The sequence below is a fragment of the Flavobacterium xueshanense genome (assembly GCF_900112975.1).
In the GTDB taxonomy this organism is placed as follows: Bacteria; Bacteroidota; Bacteroidia; order Flavobacteriales; family Flavobacteriaceae; genus Flavobacterium; species Flavobacterium xueshanense.
This window is the reverse complement of sequence record NZ_FONQ01000003.1, coordinates 43927-63005: the sequence shown is the minus strand read 5'-3', so window position 1 is coordinate 63005 and position 19079 is coordinate 43927. Positions and strand designations below refer to the sequence as shown.

Here is a 19079-nt window from a genome sequence, read left to right as displayed (position 1 = left end):
ATATTGCTAATTCGGACCGTTAAGTTAATTTTTCATTTTAACTGATCCACTACATGCGTCTCCTTCAGGAATTCCAGTTAACCATATTTTTAACTCTTTAATTCTTTTTTTGGTTAATTCGGTCATATACATTCTCCAACATGTTGGTTGAATACTTCCATAATATCCAGGTTCTCTTTGGGGATATTTCATATTTACTTCTGCATCACGAAATTTGATCCAAATATTTTGAGCTATTTTAAGGTTTTTGATAAATACCAAGTCAATGCTGTATTCTTTTAAAATCTTTTTATAGGTCGAATTGAGCTCCTTATCTGCTTTTTGATAATCAGTATTGGCAGTGGCATTCATTTCTAATTGGGTTTGACCTATGGCAAAGTTTGAAATCAGGAGAAAGGATGCGAGAATTAAAAGTTTTTTCATAAATTTTAAAGTTTCTTTTTTGTAGTTTGGGATTTAAAAGGTATTAAATTATTTTTTCATCTCTTTGATAATCTTATTTGTTCTTCTATCTGCATACATTCTGTTAAGGGATGTAAAAGCCCAAATGCAAGCGGGAACCCAACCGATTATAGTAATTTGTAATATCAGGCAAATTATCCCAGAACCTATTTTCCCTTGTAATATCAAGGATAGCCATGGAAGAAAAAAAGCTAAAACGTATCTCATATTTTATTTATTATCGGGATTGGAACTCCTATTTTTTTAAAGCCAACAAAAGGATCTACTTCTTCGAAACATTCAAAGTCAATTTTAAAATCTAAAATGGAGCTTTGGTCTATTAACGGATAAATAATAAGACAATCAATAATTTCTTTTTCGTTTATATCTAATTTGCTAAATACCTTCTTATCTCTGGCATAGGCACTCAATTGTCTAATGTTATCAATATCGTATTGACCTTTTTCATTGTATAAGGTTTTGTATTTTGCATCGGCAATACATTTTATACCGTCTTTTGTAATGAGATAATCTGGCAAACCATAGCTAAGCTTGGCTTCTTTTCCGCCATAAAGTGCATGACTACCATAGGCATCTTTTAATAAACCCAAAACATACAATTCAAACAATTTACTCATATCAATCCAAAATGGAGGAGTTTTAATTGTTTTTTGTTGGGTATTTGTAATGTTGTAACCAAATCGTTTCAGAATAAGTTTGGCCAGTTTTATGGCCTCGTCATATTCCTTATAAAAAGCATTTGTTTTGGTATGTTTCACATCATGTAGATTTACTTCATCAGAGACAAATTCAAAAGCGGGATTGATATAATTGAATATTTCTGTGGTGTATTTTTCGTTTTGTAGATTTTTAATAGTAGGCAAATACCGCTGAACAAAAACCAAGGCTTTTTTTAATAATCTGTTTTCTAAACTGTTTAACCCAAATTCATCATAGCTGCAATAGGTGTGGAGTGGTTTGTTTTTGACTAGGTTTTGCTTAATGGTTTGACTTACTAATACTTTGCCTTTTACTTTTGCGTATAAATTGTTTTCTACTTTGTAGTAGGATTTTTTCAACCCTTTACGAACGATTTCTTTAACTAAACGCAAATATTGAACAACTAATAAAGGACTCAATAAATCTTGTTCTTGAGTGATGGCTATGGGTGTTTTCTCCCATTTTATTTCGAATAAATCATAGGTATGTTTAGCAACTTCTGGGTGTTTTAATGCCGAAAACAACATTTTAAGGTAATCCGTTTGTTCTTTAGAATTCTTATTGAGTTTTGGCTCTACGTAAATGGCTTTTTCTTTTTCAATAATCCAATCGACGCCAATATAATAATTCGTTTGTATTCTTCTAGTATGAACATTAATTTCAAAGCACACTGCCTTTTCATTTTGTAAAAACAAAATGGGTTGTGGTAATTTTGGAACATCAATTTCATTGGCAATATCTTCAAAGTAGCAATGATGATGTTCTACAAAATGTTTACTGTTAGAAGTTTGTAGAAATAAGCTCATTCATTACATTTTTTACTTGATCAGTTTCGTTCAAAATACCATCTTTAATATATTCTTTAAGCAAAGGAATAATCTCGTATTTTAATTTCATATTTAAGATTGGTTTTGCAATAGTGTCATCTTCATTATCATTACTGTTTTCTTTTTTACAAATGAAGTAACTATGTCCAATCCAGATATCTTCAGGTCTGAAATCAGAAGCTAATGATTCTGATTTTTCAATTATATGCGGAATACCTGCACCATCAAAACCTTTAACGAATAAGCTAGATATTTTTATAAAAGTTTCTGTAATTAATGGATGCACAGGTTCTATTTCTGGTAACACATCTACAAATGCAAACCGTCTTTTGATAGCATAATCAATATGACCCACGCTTCTGTCTGCCGTATTCATGGTTCCAATAATATATAAATTATCAGGTAACAATAAAACCCGATCTGGTTCTTCACCATCTTTGGCCTTATCATACAGGCTTTCTACTGCTGCATCTTTGTTGTTTTCTTTTTTATGATTGTATCTGTACTCTAAAGCATAGATTAACTCTCCTAAAACCGATGGTAAGTTGGCTCTATTAATTTCATCAATAATTAAAATGTATTTGCCATTTGGGTTTTTATATGCTTCTTCCGCCATTTGAATTAATATTCTATCTTCTACTGTATAATAGATCCCTTTATTAGTTGTTTTTGCCGAAATACCTCTAACAAAATCTTCATAAGAATAGGAAGGATGAAATTGTACGATTTTATATTTACCTTCAACTATCAATTCTGATTTTTCGAATTTTATTACCCCATTCAAGTCATAGGTAAATAAAAGATACATGAATTCATTGTTAGTTATGTCGGTATTATATTTTGCCTTTTTCTCTAAAAACAGTTCTTGTAATTTTATGTTTTTTTGAATGTAGTTCAAACCAGCTGTATCTTCACCCAATAACTTTAAAGCATTCGTTAAGCATTTTTCATTATTAATTGGAAAATATTTATCAGGAAAATAAGTGTTCAATATTTTTAAAACAAAGCCTTTCCCAATTGGATAATCAACCCCTTGAATATGTCTTTCGTTTACAATGTTGTCTAATAATTCAGCCATTTTTTTCATGGCCTCGTTATCATCCTCAATAGACTTCAGAAAACCACTCTTTACATATTTTTGTTCATCGCTCTTCCAATATATTTTTCCTTTGTCTGCTTGACCATTATATTTACCTGTAGCAGTTAATATATATTCTTGCCAATAGCAAAAACCATCTTTGTCATCGGTTCCCAAAGCATAGTTTTCTAATGGTAAATTTTTAAGGTCTTCTTTTTTAAATTTTTCTTGGAAACTACTTACTAAACCATTGATTTTTTCTCGAAGTGCAATTCTTGATTCGTCTGGTTTATAGGTTTTAAAATGATTGTTAATTACATCAATTGGACTTGCTAGTTTATTTGCTTTTGTCATTTCTTCCGCTATTAACTTAGCTAATCTTGTTTTACCCGTTCCAGGAGGACCTTGAAGAATGATTTGTTTTTTATATTCGAGTAATTCTATTTTGTCTTTCATGTTTTTAAACTCTTTTTCTTTCCAATATTCATCCTTTATTTTGTTCCAAACCATATCACAAATATCACGAGCACCTTCTCCCGAATATTCTATAATTGTATTCCGATTTGTATTTGATTTTGCTGTAATATGTGGATTAAAGTATTTTACTAATGCTGCTTTTCTTCTGTGATAAAACCAATCAGACTCCGAATCTCCTTCTTTATTAACATCATCAAAATGATTTGAAGTTATTTCAACAACACCAAAAATTCTATTAAAACCCTCAATAACAACCACCAAGTCTCCAATTTTAATTCGCTTCCATAAATTTGAAAACTCTTCAATTTTATCTCCTTCTTCCTTTGTGTAACCAATTAATTTTTTTCCGTCTTGATTAACAAATAAGTTTTCAAAATACTTTTTAGTATTTCCAGAACCACCAGGAGTTATCTTCATAATCCACATCTTGGGATTTTTATGACTCATAATTTATCATTTTTTTATATAAATTAAGGGAATAATCCAATTTCATCACAAGCCAAAAGGAATGGGACTTTTAAAAAATTATCGCCTCTGAAAGGGTTTTTCTTTAATCGATTGGGAAGTTCTGTTAGTTCCATATTTCTCATAGCTGCAGACATCTCATCCATATAATTAACTAGCCAATATTTACCTTTACTTTCATTCGTTAAATAATCTTTATACCTTGATTCAATATTATAAGTTTCTTTCCAAGTTTTAATTTTATCCTTTTCAGAATCAGTTATAAATTCAATACCTATATTAGCATGTTCATAAAACTTGTAATCGACAATATTAACTTGAAGCCTAAGCTTTAAATTAATCTGATTTTCTGAATAAGGATAAAAAGCCTTTCTCTTGTTTTTTTTATTTTTAGATACTATGGGAATATCCCTTGTTTTATAAGTTGAATTACAGTCATGACAAGTAGGTACTAAATTTTTAAAATTTATAGCATATAATGGATAATTTTCTTTAGGCAAAAAATGGTCATAAGCTTCATGTCCATTCATTTCATAACTCCTTATAGTGTCAATACCACAAAATGGACAAATACCATTTGTATTTATTTTTACAAATTCTTTATAATGTTTTTCAAGATTTCCATTCTGATTTTTTATCACTGCTAAATCAAGCCCTTTCTCGTAAAGATTTACATAAAATTTATAAATTTTTTTTGCTAAATCAGGAGAGTATTTTCTTAATATATTTTTTGAAATTGGGTTGTATAATTTTTGATTATTACAAATTTTTTCAAGATCATTACTTCTTTTATACCATCTTTTTAATTGATTTTTTTGTTGAGTAGATAGTTTTTGAAATTCTTCATAAATTTCTCTTATTGGTCCTGTTATATAATCTACTTGTCTGACTGATGGATCTGTTTTGTATTCTTCTTTTCTAACAATTTCTTGTAATTCTTTACATTTATCAAATAGTTCAATATTATACTCAACATTTTTATCTGCTTTACACCAAATATTTACAAATAAGAAATCAATCCAAGTTTGGAGGTGATTAATATTATGGTCTATGAATTTATAAGGGAAGAGCATTTTTTATGAGTCTATTTTATATTTTAACAATGTTTTTTCAACAGAATCCCCAAGTTGTTCATCCAATTCGTTTAAAAGTACTTCTGGATTTTCCCCTTCTTTAAATCTCTCATTAATTTTTTCAAGTTTAGATAAAGCATAGTCTCCAATAGTAATATTTGCTCCAAATATCTCTATTGTAATTTTATTTATTGATGAGCCTAATGTTTGAAAACTAGGTGGATTACTAGTTATCTTATTACTATCTTTAATATTCTTTTTAAACATACGAACATGTTTTTTATCAGAATCTGAAATTAGATATGGTGAATGTGTTGTAATTAACATTTCACATTTTGGAGTATTGTCTTTAAAACAATTTCTGATACTGGTAATGAATTTAGCTTTCCAATCAGGATTAAAATGGGTTTCTGGTTCATCAAAAAGGAACAAGCATCTTTGCTCTTTGTATAGAAGACACAAGCCTAATGTATGTAGCAACTGATGTTCACCGTCAGAAAGTTCTTTTGTGAATATGCCTTTATCAATTCCTTCCTTTTTTATTTTAAAATCTTTAAAACGCAAGATTCTTTCTTGTTCTTCAGGAATAAAGTTTATGTCTTGATTTAAAAATATATTTTGAGTTGTATATATGTTGTTTTTTCTTTCAGATGATACTTTGTATGCATCTTGTAACATTAACAACTGAAATAATTCAAACAGTTTTAAAGGATCTTTTTCAAAATGAAATTGAAATGCTTCTTTGGTAGCTTTGTTTACTTTAAAATCTAAATACAAATAATTAGCTTCATTGTTTAGTAATATATCATCAAATTCTGAAAGATAATCAGTATACCAAGTAGTGGCACAGCTTTTTAATTTTTCAATGTAAGATGTTAAATTAGGTCTTTGTTCTGGTATTTTCAGATCTAAATTCTGAATTAATCGAATGTCTTTCTCGTCTTCAGTCGAGTTTGAGTTTTTTGGTGGAAAAATTCTAATATCAGAGCGAATTATTAGCCTAAATGTATCCACATCTTCTACTCCTACATTATCTTTAAAAGGTGCTAATAAATCATTTTCGTCATTGTCATTAATACCATCAAGCATTAACAGATTGGTAAGTAAAATAGCTTGACTGTATACTTCATCTAAATAAACCAAAGAAGTTTCGGCTGCTGGGCTTACAAACTCTTTTGATGCTAATGTGCTTAAATATTCATCAAACTGCAAAAAACGACTTTTAATAAATGGAAAACTTAATGTTTCATTATTTCCAGAAGCATAACCCACCACATATTTTGGTAATAGACTTTTAGCTTGCTGTTGTGATAATTGAGAAATATCTCTAAACTCATTTTCGTTAATCCATTTAATTTCTGGTCTACTATGTTTTGTTTTTATTATTGAAATATGTGCTTTCTTGGTTTTATCTTCATTAAGAAATATGTCTTTATCTAAAAATGTATAATATTCTAATTCATATTCATTTATTCTAGAAATTGAAGGATTGAAACCATCAGGGTTTTCATCACTTTGGTCAAAGTTTTCAGGTTTATAACGAACGTAAATGCAATCTAAATGATAAAATATTTCAGCCAATGCTTCTAAAACATTAGACTTACCGCTTCCGTTTTGACCTGCCAAAACATAAGGGTAAAAATCATTAGGTTGAGAATCGTTAAAACCATTCTGAAATTTAATTTCGAAATCTTTGTTTAAAGACCTGAAACCTTTTTCGTCATTTATTTTAAGCCTTAAAAGCTTCATCTGTTAGTTTTAGTTTAATAATTTTATCGTCTTGGTCAAATATTTGCTCTATTAATGGTGGATTTGCTTCTAAAAATTTAAATATGATTTGTTTCCATCTTTCGTTATCAAAATCCATATCACAAGTATGATAGAAAAAATTATGAAATTGCATTTCAATATCGCCAAGAGTAAATGAAATATCTTTAAATTTATCTTTTAACAAAAACTGATATAATAAATCATCATGTAAGAAATATGTAATCCACTTTTCATTTTTAAAAGTAACCTCTCCCGGAATTTCATAGTATTCATCAAAAGACATATTTGTTATATCTACTTTTTCTTTTTCTAAATCAATACTTTTAGAATATTGTTCTAAATCATCTTGTTCCATTACTTCTTCATTTTTTTTTTTAACTTCATCATTTTCTTGATTGAGAATAAATTCAGTATTAAATGCTTTTTGACTTAAAACACCAAAGATATTTTCTAACTCAATTAAACTTAAGTTATAATCAATTTTTATATTTTCTACTTTTTCAACTAGAGTAGCAAATTGATTTTGTAAATCTTTGGGAGCATCTATTATTTTTTCATTATGTAAAAGATTTCTATTAAGAGTTGGTACTCCAGCACCATTTGAAAATCTTTCTAATCTAAAATATTCTAAAAAATGTTTAATATAGATTATATTACCATTGAAATTTTCAGAATATAATGTTGTGTTTAACGGCCAAAACTCTGATTTGCTGTAATTTACAGTTCCAATTGTGCCAGATCTACCTGTAACAACTCCTGGTCCTTTTACTTTAAAATCATTATGATAATCAATTATTGAATTTGAAGCATAAACGGGATAATTACCAAATGTTCTTAATTGTTTGGGCAAATCATATCCTCTTTTAAGTCTTACTAATTCCTCAAAATTAATTAAAGGTAAATTCTTTGAATTAGTTAATACATCTCCAAACATTTCAAAAAAAGCACTTTTTATTAATTCATCTAAAAGTGCAATACTTTTTTTTCGTTGGGCAATTAAAGTTTCTACATGATTTAATAATCTTGCAATTTTGATTTGGTCGTCCATATTTTCAGGAACTGGTATTTTAATTTCTTTCAGAAACTTAAAATGACGACTATAGCCAGCATCGGTTAATTTTACGGACTTTAAAAAATAATAAATATATCTTGGGTCAGCTTTTTCTTTATTGACATGCAAAACCTTAACGCCATCAGCTCCAATTGCTATTGGGAAATCAATAAACTTTAAAATTTTAGTGTGGTCTCCAAAAATGATTAGTTCTTTTTCAATATCTGTAATTAAACCACCATTATCAGTATAACCTCCAATAAATTTTTGTCCTTGGTCAATAATAGGAAATTGGCCTTCGGGCAGATAATCTTCTTTTTTTATTTTATTGTATTTTGAAGTACAATCACTTAAAATAGCACTGAACGATTCTAACTTCATTAGATTAATTCTTTAAGTTCAACTAGTCCAATTTGAATTAGAGTTTCTATTCCTTGTAATTTAGCAAAAATTTCTTCGGGTTTTTCAAAAACCTCATCCTCATAAACTTCTACTTTATATTTATTTAAACTTAAATCGTAGTCATTATCAACTATTTCTTGTTTTGGAATTGTAAAGGATTGTGCTTCTCTATTATTGACATTGTTTTGATTTCGAGAATGAAATTGTAGAATGATGTCTTGTAAATCACTACCAGTAATTTTTTTTCTTTTATCGTCTAGTGCATAACCATCATTTTTCATTTCATAAAACCAAACCTCGTTAGTTTCACTTCCTTTGGTGAAAAGCAATATTGCCGTAGCCACCCCGGCATAGGGTTTAAAAACACCACTTGGCATAGTAATTACGGCTTTTAGTTCGCTCTTTTCTACCATTATCTTTCGGGCTTCTACAAAAGCTTTTCCGCTACCAAACAAAACGCCTTGTGGCACAACTACTGCTGCAGTTCCTCCCATTTTTAGCATGCTATAAATGCGCTCAATAAAAAGCAATTCGGTTTTGGTCGTGCCTAGTTTTAAACTTTCATTTATGTCGCCTTTGTCAATATTTCCCGTAAAGGGTGGGTTGGCAAGGATAATGTCAAATTGTGCGTCTTCATTATACGATTTGCTCAAGGTATCTTTGTAGTCAATATTGGGCTGGTCAATCCCGTGCATCATCAGGTTCATTAATCCCAATCGCACCATGGTGGTGTCAATATCATAACCAAACAAAGATTCTTCTACAATATGTTTTAAATTTTCATTTAAGGTTGCCGAAACTGTGGCACGTAAAAACCCGTCTTCATCTGGAGCTATAGCATCACTGTTTTCGTTTTTAACCAAATCGGTTAAGATGTATTGGTAAGCACCCAATAAGAAACCTGCTGTTCCACAAGCCGGATCCGCAATACGCTGTCCTAATTGTGGTTTTACTAAATCATTCATCAATTTAATGATGTGGCGTGGTGTTCTAAACTGTCCGTTTTTACCTGCGCTGGCAATTTCACCCAATAGCATTTCATAAACATCCCCTTGAATGTCCTGAAATGCATGTCCTCCTTCAACCGCATCTCTTTCAATTTCTACGAAAATTAATTCTATGATATTGATTGCCTCTACCAATAATGAAGATTTAGGCATGATGAAAACCGCATTCGCCATGGCTTGCGTAAACTTGGAACCTCCATCAAATGATTTTAAGAAAGGAAAGACTCTAGTTTGTACATGATAAAGCATGTCGTCCGCAGGCATCCTTCTAAAAGTTCTCCAACGCAAATCTTGTTTGTCGACTTCTGCATTACTTCCTGGAAGCATGTACATTCCTACAAATTTAGAAGTATAGGCTTCTCCGGTAAATTCGGCATCGCGTTCGCGTTTGGCTTCTAAATCGTCCATTTGTTTCATAAAAAGCAAATAGGTAATTTGTTCGATGGCGGTAAGCGGATTACTGATACCACCACTCCAGAAGTTGTTCCAAAGACGGTCAATGAGGGATTTTAAAGCGGAATTGTTTTGTAACATGGTATTATTTAAGTTTTTTGATATTTTTATTTCCCACCAATGAATTCATTTGGGTAATGGCCATTTTGTTCAATTGCAGCAAACGTTCCTTTTGGTCCAAGCCCTGATGGATTAAAACGGAATTGATACTTTCCATATTAGAAAGCACTACCAGTTGTTCAATCGAGGCCTGATCCCTAATATTTCCTTCGGCATTTGGGTTGGTGTCACGCCATTCTTTTGCGGTGATCCCAAACAAGGCTGCATTGAGCAAATCGGCTTCATTGGCGTAGACAAAGGTAATTTGGTTTTTATGAAGTTCCTTCGGAATTAAATTTTCTTTAATGGCATCGGTGTGTATTTTGTAATTTATTTTGGATAAGGTGCGTTGTAAATTCCATTCGAGTTGCAAGCGGTCGTTTTCAACCGCTTTGAGTCGTTGAAATTCTTTGATTAAATAAATTTTAAATTCGGGACTAATCCACATTCCAAATTCAAAAGCTATGTCAGAATGTGCATAAGTACCTCCGTATCTTCCTGTGGTGGCTTTAAGTCCAATGGCATTTGTTTTTGCTACCCAATCTTTTACACTCAACTTATAGCTATTCAAACCGGCTTGACTTTTAATTATGGCGAATTCGCCATAATTAAAATCTGGATTATAAACACTTTCCCAAATTCCTAAATATTCAATAGTATTTCTGTTTCTTAACCAATCTGAAATAAAAAAGTCACCATCTTTGGCTTTAAGCATATCGGTAAGCGATATAAATTCACTAGTTTCATTTTGTAAAATAGTTATTGAAGCTCCTTTTACATTGATTGTTTTACTTTTTGCCATTTTCAGTTTTATAAATAAAGATCCCTTTTTTATGCTGCAACTAATTTTTCGGTCAACTTCAATATTTCTTCTATTTCATGGGGTTTAAATATCCCACGAATGCCCTCAGGATGCAGCATCGTAAAGGGAGATTCAATCAAATTGCGTTTGTTGAGTTCGCCTTTGTCTGTGATGAATTTTTTAAGCAAATCTAAAAATTGTAATTGTCTCGCCGTGAGATAGGTGTGTGCTTTTACAAATTCAGCAAACGCATTGGAAACCGTTTCCGGAAACGATTCCAAGATTTGAATACCTAAAATGTGCTTGATGAATTGGACTAATTGTGCCTTTCTATGCGAATACACTCTACGCAGTAAATCAACCGTAATGTGCGGATGTTCGTCATGTAAAACTTCGGCAAGAGTTGCTGCTTCATCGGCAGTAATTTCCTGTCCTTGTTTTAGTTTTTGCAATATAGGGTTTTCAGAAACCAATTGGTTTACGGTTTGTTCTACCAGCTCCCGGTATTTTGCAATACTTAAAGCTTCGTGTTGCGGTCCAAATTCCACATATTCTTTGGCAAATACTTCATCTTTGAAGTTGTATTTGGAAATTCCAAGAGGAACTACCGCTTCTCTGAATTTCATTAAAGGAGAAAGTTTGACAATTAATTCCTCAAATTTTTCTTCAGAAGCAGTTGCCCAAAAGTTATTGGTTTGACTTTTTCGAATTAATTCTGTTTCTTTTGCAACATTATTTACAGTCAAAGGCAATTCACCAATTTCGGTAATAATACTTTCTTTTAAAGCATCAAATTTTTCAGTTTCTTCACTTAAATGCGCCAAAGAGACTTCTAAAATGTCTTTTTCAAAACGCATGGCTTTAAAATCAGTGTCAGAAACTGTCCTAAATAATGGCTTGACGACCATTCTAAGGAATTCCAGTTTGTCGTCTGTTAATTTATTCCAGAAATTTTCATCTTCCAAACGTTGTAATTCGTGTTTGGCGTCTAAAATTACAATGGAATTATGCGGTAATGTATCAATTTGCTTGCGCAATTTTATAATTTCATTAGTGACAATAGTTGGTCTGTCTACTTCTTGCGCTTTTTCTATTTTATCCAAACGAATTCCAAATAAACGAACGGGTAGTGGGATAGAAGTACTTATTTCTTTACCCCGAGGATTAATTTTGAAATACTCGAAATTATCCCAGCAGTCCAGAATCAGGAAATTATCTTTTTGGGTACACCATGGTTTCATTTTTGCAGGTTCCAATAAACGTGTTCCTCTCCCAATCATTTGCCAAAAACGAGTATAGGAATACACCGGTTTTGCAAAAACCAAGTTCACTAATTCGCGAACATCGACTCCTGTGTCTAACATTCCCACACTAATGGCAATACGAGGCATATCACTATGCGTAAATTGATTGAGCAATCCACTTTTTCCATAGACGCGAGGATCGTCACTGACTAGTACTTTGGCTAATTCACCATGGTATTCCGGATAAAAAGCATCGAACAGTTCTTCCATTCTTCGGGCATGTTTGATTGTCGTGCAAAAGAAAATGGTTTTACCTGGTAAAACACCATTAGGGTCTTTGATGCATTCCTCCATAAACTCCCGAATAATCAATGCGTTTGTTCCTTTATTGGTAACCGATTTTTCTAAATCGGTTCCTTCATAATTGATCTCAGCAACTTCCTTTCCATCTAAAATCAAGTTTTTTTGATCTTCTAAAGAAATAGTTCTCTTACTGATTCCCTCTTCTTGAAATTTGGTTTTAATTTTCATTACTTGAAAATTGCTCAAGTAAGGCGGTATATTGTTTACTGCTTCTTCGTAGGAATAGGCAAAAGTGGGAACGCCTTCTTCGCACTCAAAGAGTTTGAATGTATTGTGGTCTATGACATCAGTTGGTGTGGCTGTAAGTCCGAGAGTTATTGTATTGAAATAGTCTAATATTTCTCCATAAGTGTTGTAAATGCTGCGATGACTTTCATCAACGACAATCAAATCAAAGAAATGTGGACTAAGCGAATTATCTTCATCTCGAATTACGTTTAGCATTGTAGGATAGGTAGAAACGTAAATACGTCTGTCTTTTGCAATCGACTTTTCTCCAATTTTTGGCCATCTTGGCTCGTTGGGTAAATGTTCTTTGAATGCGTCTAATGTTTGATCCCGTAAAGCAATTCGATCCACCAAAAACAAAACTCGTTCTGCCCAACCGGCACGCATTAAAGCATCGACTAAGGCTATGCATGTTCTGGTTTTTCCTGTCCCAGTAGCCATTACCAATAAAAATTTGCTTTTGCGTTTTTCAATGGCTTCCATCACAGCACGTATCGCTGCTATTTGATAGTCACGACCTGCAATAGCGGTGTTAATTAATTCGCTTGCCAGGGCTTTCTTTCCTTTTCGGATGTATTGGTATCGCTCCAAATCATCGCGGGTTGGGAAACCATAGACTTTTTTAGGAGGATAGTTTCCTAAATCCCAATAGTAAATGTCGTGACCATTCGTATAGAAACAAAAAGGAAGTTCATCTCCATGTTGGTTTAGAATGTTATGGCAATATTGTTTCGCTTGTTCTTTTCCGATATTAGCATCAACGGATGATTTTTTTGCTTCAACTACAGCTAAAGGTTTCCCGTTTTTCCCCAGTAAAACATAATCACTAAACTGATGTCCCTCATATTTACTGCGAGGCTCATTTACTCCATCAGGTAATGGTACTATAATATCGAACTCCTCAATTACTTGAGTTGTATCGAAGACGTTCCAACCTGCAGCTTGCAGTCGTTTATCAATGATTTCTTTGCGGGTATGTTTTTCGTTTTTCAAAAAGCTAATTAGATTATTTCAAACTGACCGATATGGTGTGCTAAAGTATCGAATTTTTAATTAGAATGAATGAGAAAAGTCATAAAGTGACTATCTATTTTGTATAAAATTCCTACCATTTAACTCGTTTTGATTATGGTTTTGTAAATAAAGGATGTTTTATGAGATTTTACTATACCCACTTTTAGTGATATTGCTTTGTACCAAGATATTGTTTTTATAAACTTGAAATTTTGTAGTTTCAAAAAAGTAACCTCATTTAAAGGACTTAAATGAGGTTGCGTTATTTTAAATTGAAGTGCCTTTATCAGTCTTATTATAACCTGCACAGATGTTCATAAGTTGCGCAATTTTCAAATTTACATCAGCTGTTGGTGTGATTTTTTTTGAAGCTATTTCATTCCAGAATTGTTTAAAAATGGATTGGCTTGTTACAAAATTATTGATTTCGGAATATTTAGATGTAAAGACTTGATTATTTATATTTAATACTTTTCCAACTTCAATGATTCGTTGTGTTTCTGAATAGACAATTTCAGCGTCAGAAAACAACTTGTTTATTATATTAATTACACGTTGTTTTTCTCGTTGAATTTGTTTTCGCTGTTTTTGTATTTCTCCATTATAGTTTATAGCTTGAGAAAAACCTTCAAATATCGTTTCTATAGCAACCACACCAGCTTCTAATAAAAATTCATCTTTTGAAATGTCTTTTATATTTTTTCCTTTGTGTCTTTTAAATGACTTTTCGACAGAACCGGAAAGAGTATTAGTAATTGCTTCTAGGTTTCTATTGAAACTAACTTCATAATTGAATTTTTCCTGTTGATAATTCTTTATTTCAATAGCCGTTAAATTATCATTGGTTTTCAAATTTTGATTATTAGCTACATTCTTAAACTTTTTTAATAAACTTTTTGCTATTGCAAAATTTCTATGGGCTTCAAGTCTTTCGTCTTCAAGATTTGTGTAAGCTTCTAAACGGTTTTTGTATAGGTCTGAAAAAGAAGAACTAATGTGAGCATATTTCTTTTTTAATGTTTCAAATTCTTTTTTCTCATCTTCTAATTTACCATAACCACCACCAGTTAATACGTTTTTTCCGAAATTGATTATACCTTCTAACATATAATTATTTTTTCCATTGATTATATTCTTGTAACATCAAATTATTATTTTTTTCTAATGTTTTTTTTATTTCTAAAAAGGACAGTTTTCTTTCCTTAGAAATTTCAGGCGAAATAGAAGCTCTAAATGATTTATTTATTTTAAAAACTTGAATTGAAAGGGTTAAAAAATCAATTGTTAATATGATTAGAATTAAGCACAAAATAACCTTGCTGGTTAAACTTTCATTTATGGTATAAATTAAAAGACTTGAGTTATTGTAAAAGTTTGAAAAAATAAATGTGTTTATGTATAAGAATATTAATAACAAAATTGAATACAACCAATATTTCCAATATTTGCCCAGATATAAAAAATGACCACCAAGTAATGATGAAAAAACAAAATATAAGTATGCTGTTTTGGTTTTTCGATTGTCATATATATTATCGGAAATTTTTGAATTTAGGATATACCCAGCGATAAAGTATACTCCTAAAAATAAGAACCAGTATTGATATTTGTTAAAAAAGCCCTTCGAATCCCAATTGGCTAATGCTTCTTTTTTTAATGCTGTATTTACCTCATTGGGTTCAACTATTTTAAAATTAAGAGTTGTGATATTTTCTACATTTATTGAATCTGTAATTTGCTGAAATTTGCTTGAATTTGTTGTACAAGAAATGGACAGAATATATATGAATAAGCAAAATATTTTTTTCATCTTTTAAAAATCTAATTCAAGTGTATCATTACTTTCTAAAGCTCTTAAGGTGTTTTGAATGTCTTGTAAAGGATCTGAGATGACTAAATTATTGACTGCTGACAATCCCATAAAAACCAAATTATCATTCCCTGTTTCAAGTCCTTTATCAATCACCTCAAAATATTTTGAAAAAACCAGTCCTCTTTCTGCAAATCTTTTTTCGATTATTGTCATGTTTCTTTGATGCTTACAAAGAATTTGAGCGGTTTGATTTTGAAGATTGATCCTTTCGTTATCTAATCTTTTATTTTCATTAATCAATTCACCCACAGTTACAAGTTTTCCAGCAAAATCAATAACCTTGTCTAATTTTTCATTATTGTACTGAATGATTTGAAGTTGTTGTTCTTGTATAATTTCTATTTTATCCGAATATTCTATTAATTTATCGGCATCATTTTTTACGTCGTTACTCATTTTTATTTTTTGTATTAATTGGGAGTTATAAAGAAGGTAAATGTTTGCCTTTTCCAGTGCCGTTTGGATGTCTATGGCAAGAATTGGCAGTTAATCCAGAAATAGTTGAAGCAGCAGTCCCACAAAATTTACAGCTGTATTTAGGCTTTTCACTTCCTTCATATAACTTATGTTTTCCTTTTCCGCTGCCTAGTACATGACGATGGCATGAGTTTGCTGTGAGTCCCGAAATACTGGAACTTTTTGTTCCGCAGTATTCGCAATAAAAATTTGACATATATGTTTTTGTAGATAATTTGTATTCAATTCTTGTATTACAGTTTGTCTGAAAGAAAATAATGCTTGTAAAATTGTGTCGCGTTATTTTTTATCATTAAAAGCTTTTATTTGTTGCTTTTTTTTAAATAAGGATATTATTACTCCTATTCCAACAATAAAATCCACTAGATTCCAAATGGTTCTTCCTAATGCTATTTTGATAAATGGTTGAAATAAAAGTGCTAAGGCGATATAGATAAACATGTCGTTTTTTCTGTTTTGTTCATTTGCTGAATAAGCTAGATAAGAAAAACCAATCATTGCTACAAACCGCACAAACTGGTAATAACCATAAGGCATATTGAGAAGGCAGAGTAGGAGGGCTATGGATAGGATTATTTTTATTAGTTTGTCCATAATGATGTAATCAAAAAGGCCTCTAAATAATGTCTAATTTTTTAGCAAATTCTATAGAGGCCTTGGTAAATTTGATAATTTATGCTTCTGCTGGTTCAGGGAAGATAATTGAAGCTAGCACAGATATTAATAAAACGCTTCCAATAACAAGTAATGAGTAAACCGATTCAATATGATAAAAAGGTGATATAATCATTTTGATACCAATAAAAGATAGTATAAGCGCTAATCCATATTGTAATTTACTAAATAAATGTATGAAATTATCCAATAAGAAAAATAAGGCTCTCAAACCAAGAATAGCAAAAATGTTTGAGGTGTAAAGTATAAAAGGATCATTTGAAATTGCAAAAATTGCTGGTATAGAATCCACAGCAAAAAGTAAATCAGTGAACTCAATCACCGCTACCACGACTAATAAAGGAGTTGCTAATTTTTTACCATTTTCAAAAGTGAAAAATTTATCCCCATCATAATGATCACTTACGTTAAAAATTTTCCTGATTAATCGTGCTCCTCTTGTATTATTATAATCTTCATCATCATCTTCATTTCCAGCTGACCATGATTTTATACCTGCGTAGACTAAAAATAATCCAAATAGAGTCATAATTAAATTAATATCATACTTAAATCCTTGTATTCCGATAAGGCTTAAAATTTTATTTAAATAGGTTAGTTCTATTAAAAAAGCTCCAGAAAAAATGAAAATGGCTCTTAATACCAATGCTCCAATAATTCCCCAAAATAAAACTTTATGTTTATTTTGATTTTGTACGTCGAAGAATTTGAAGACTAAAATAAAAACAAAAAGGTTGTCTACTGATAGTGCTTTTTCTATCCAATACGCCGATTGAAATTCATAGAATTTTGTGGGACCTGCCACATTGTATACCAAACCGCTAAAAATCATAGATAAACTTATCCATACTAATGACCAAGAAATAGCTTCTTTATTACTAACAACATGACTTTTCTTGTTGAAAATACCTAAATCTAATAATAGCATTACAAGTACAGCTATTGCAAAAACGATTACTAATCCGGGATGTTCTGAGAAAATAGGGTGTTGATTCATTTGTTTAAATTTATTAGTTAATTTTTGTTTTATTTATTAGCCATTGTAATTACGACTACTCGTCCGCCATCTTCTTTAGATAGCAAAAGTTTTTTTCCATCGGTTAATTCTACCATGGTTCCAATTGGAACTTCCTTATCTTCAGTGACATCTTTCAATGATGTTAATTTTTGATTTACTAACACCCACTTATTGTTGTGAAAAGTAAAATACCCAACCGGAACTTTTTGTTCAACTGTCAATTTTTCGTTTCTAGTAATATTTCGATTTACATGCCATTGAAAAAGGTACTGGTCTTTATAAACCATTAGTCTATGATTTTCAGGTTTCCAAATCGTTGGTTTGAATTGATAATATAAGTCCAAAACTGGTAACGTACCTTTGTGAGCAGTACCACAAAATGGGCATTTTGGAGTGTTTGTATTGTCAAAGACATACCATTTTTGTTCACAAGAAGTATTATGACATTTCTGCATTAAATCTGTTGTCTTTAGTAAAGCAATTTCCCATTCCTCAGCAGTTGGTCTTTGCATTGGATTGTGTAATCCATCTATAAAAACTTTGTCAAATAATGTTTTCAAATATGGTCCAGTAACCGAATAGGGAAGTTTAACTATATCTGCCCAGGGTAAATCCCATTTTGAACCTTGAGCAAGTTTAGGTCTGTTTGTTTTATCCGTTGGGTGTTCTATAAACATCGCTTTTTCACCCATAGATAGCAGATCATCTTTTTCAGTATCCAAATCATGAACTTTCCCTCCTTTTAATGGATGTCTGTGTAATAAAAACATGTAAATAAGCACGGGTAATGCATGTAAATCAGTTAATCGATTAGGTAATTTCCTATTAGGATCTGTTTTGCTTAAATGTTTGCTGGAAAGTACTTCCGGAGCTATAAATTCAGCAGTACCAATTACTTCAGCTTGAAATAATCCCGGTACAACTAATCCGTCCAAATCAATCATACAAGCTGATTTTTCAATTGGATCAATAAGTACATTATTATAGGACAAATCAGAATGTGCTAAACCCATAGCATGCATTTTTTTAACGCCACGAGTTAAATTAACACATACCTGAAAATAGCTTAACCAATCCCCCAATTCTGATGTAGCAACTTTCAGTGGAAATTGAGGATTCCTAAATTTTGCACCCGCAAACCATTTTCCATTTTTTTCTTTACCTTGAATTAAATCACTAGTTTCATAACCTTTTTTAAAGAAAAATTTAGAATTATAGATAGGGACAATTATCCCTGTCAATCCATTATGCTCTATTACATCAGTGGGCCAGCGAAATACTTCATTTAAATAGTAATCTCCGCCTTCTCTATTTTGTATTTGAGGTAAATAATGATTTGTTATTGTTTGCAACCTTTCTTTTTGATTAAAATCAAGTCTCTCTCTAAAAATTGCAACAACATATTTTTTATCAGGACTAAAAAAAACATCTTTTACTCCCCCGCGCATCGGCTCTCCATTATCAACAAACTGATATGTTTTTGAAGAATCATTAATCGATTTTACATTAATTGTCTTCATAG

The 19079-nt window shown here is 31.1% G+C and carries 17 protein-coding genes; all 17 read right to left on the bottom strand.

The annotated features are described in order from the left end of the window. Positions 1-24: 24 nt before the first annotated feature. The 17 genes from BMZ76_RS04745 to BMZ76_RS04665 all read right to left on the bottom strand — a co-directional run bounded on the left by BMZ76_RS04745 (position 25) and on the right by BMZ76_RS04665 (position 19077). Positions 25-423, bottom strand: a complete 399-nt coding sequence (locus tag BMZ76_RS04745) for a lysozyme inhibitor LprI family protein (protein WP_091203586.1) — start codon at positions 421-423, stop codon at positions 25-27. A 48-nt stretch (positions 424-471) separates the two neighbouring features. Beyond that, positions 472-669, bottom strand: a complete 198-nt coding sequence (locus tag BMZ76_RS04740; RefSeq protein WP_091203585.1) for a YqaE/Pmp3 family membrane protein — start codon at positions 667-669, stop codon at positions 472-474. Next, positions 666-1967 carry a 5-methylcytosine restriction system specificity protein McrC gene (locus tag BMZ76_RS04735; RefSeq protein WP_091203584.1) on the bottom strand — a complete coding sequence of 434 codons (1302 nt, stop codon included), beginning with the start codon at positions 1965-1967 and terminating at the stop codon, positions 666-668. The genes BMZ76_RS04740 and BMZ76_RS04735 overlap by 4 nt, the downstream gene beginning before the upstream one ends. Then, positions 1942-3990 (bottom strand): McrB family protein, encoded by a 2049-nt coding sequence (locus BMZ76_RS04730; protein WP_244281747.1) that lies wholly within the window; start codon positions 3988-3990, stop codon positions 1942-1944. Before BMZ76_RS04730 ends, BMZ76_RS04735 begins: the two co-directional genes overlap by 26 nt. Before the next feature lie 23 nt (positions 3991-4013). Next, the gene (locus BMZ76_RS04725) at positions 4014-5081 is read right to left on the bottom strand and encodes a hypothetical protein (protein WP_091203583.1); all 1068 of its coding nucleotides are present in this window, start codon (positions 5079-5081) and stop codon (positions 4014-4016) included. 3 nt (positions 5082-5084) lie between these two features. Continuing rightward, a complete protein-coding gene (locus tag BMZ76_RS04720; RefSeq protein WP_091203582.1) occupies positions 5085-6830 on the bottom strand; it encodes a restriction system-associated AAA family ATPase in 1746 nt (581 codons plus the stop codon). Beyond that, a complete protein-coding gene (locus BMZ76_RS04715) occupies positions 6811-8283 on the bottom strand; it encodes a restriction endonuclease subunit S (RefSeq protein ID WP_091203581.1) in 1473 nt (490 codons plus the stop codon). Before BMZ76_RS04715 ends, BMZ76_RS04720 begins: the two co-directional genes overlap by 20 nt. Continuing rightward, positions 8283-9845: a type I restriction-modification system subunit M gene (locus BMZ76_RS04710; RefSeq protein WP_091203580.1), complete on the bottom strand. Its 1563-nt coding sequence runs from the start codon at positions 9843-9845 to the stop codon at positions 8283-8285. The genes BMZ76_RS04715 and BMZ76_RS04710 overlap by 1 nt, the downstream gene beginning before the upstream one ends. A 4-nt stretch (positions 9846-9849) precedes the next feature. Next, entirely contained in the window at positions 9850-10665 is an 816-nt protein-coding gene (locus BMZ76_RS04705) for a KilA-N domain-containing protein (RefSeq protein ID WP_091203579.1), read from the bottom strand. A 29-nt stretch (positions 10666-10694) separates the two neighbouring features. Further along, the gene (locus tag BMZ76_RS04700) at positions 10695-13493 is read right to left on the bottom strand and encodes a type I restriction endonuclease subunit R (RefSeq protein ID WP_091203578.1); all 2799 of its coding nucleotides are present in this window, start codon (positions 13491-13493) and stop codon (positions 10695-10697) included. 288 nt (positions 13494-13781) lie between these two features. Next, a complete protein-coding gene (locus BMZ76_RS04695; RefSeq protein ID WP_091203577.1) occupies positions 13782-14621 on the bottom strand; it encodes a hypothetical protein in 840 nt (279 codons plus the stop codon). A gap of 4 nt (positions 14622-14625) precedes the next feature. After that, positions 14626-15324 (bottom strand): hypothetical protein, encoded by a 699-nt coding sequence (locus tag BMZ76_RS04690; protein ID WP_091203576.1) that lies wholly within the window; start codon positions 15322-15324, stop codon positions 14626-14628. A gap of 3 nt (positions 15325-15327) precedes the next feature. After that, entirely contained in the window at positions 15328-15783 is a 456-nt protein-coding gene (locus BMZ76_RS04685; RefSeq protein WP_091203575.1) for a hypothetical protein, read from the bottom strand. 25 nt (positions 15784-15808) lie between these two features. Then, the gene (locus tag BMZ76_RS04680) at positions 15809-16060 is read right to left on the bottom strand and encodes a hypothetical protein (RefSeq protein WP_091203574.1); all 252 of its coding nucleotides are present in this window, start codon (positions 16058-16060) and stop codon (positions 15809-15811) included. An 83-nt stretch (positions 16061-16143) separates the two neighbouring features. Continuing rightward, positions 16144-16458 carry a DUF6804 family protein gene (locus BMZ76_RS04675; RefSeq protein WP_091203573.1) on the bottom strand — a complete coding sequence of 105 codons (315 nt, stop codon included), beginning with the start codon at positions 16456-16458 and terminating at the stop codon, positions 16144-16146. Positions 16459-16537: 79 nt separating this feature from the next. Next, a complete protein-coding gene (locus BMZ76_RS04670) occupies positions 16538-17536 on the bottom strand; it encodes a TerC/Alx family metal homeostasis membrane protein (protein WP_091203572.1) in 999 nt (332 codons plus the stop codon). A gap of 29 nt (positions 17537-17565) precedes the next feature. Beyond that, a complete protein-coding gene (locus BMZ76_RS04665) occupies positions 17566-19077 on the bottom strand; it encodes a helix-hairpin-helix domain-containing protein (protein ID WP_091203571.1) in 1512 nt (503 codons plus the stop codon). Positions 19078-19079: the final 2 nt, after the last annotated feature.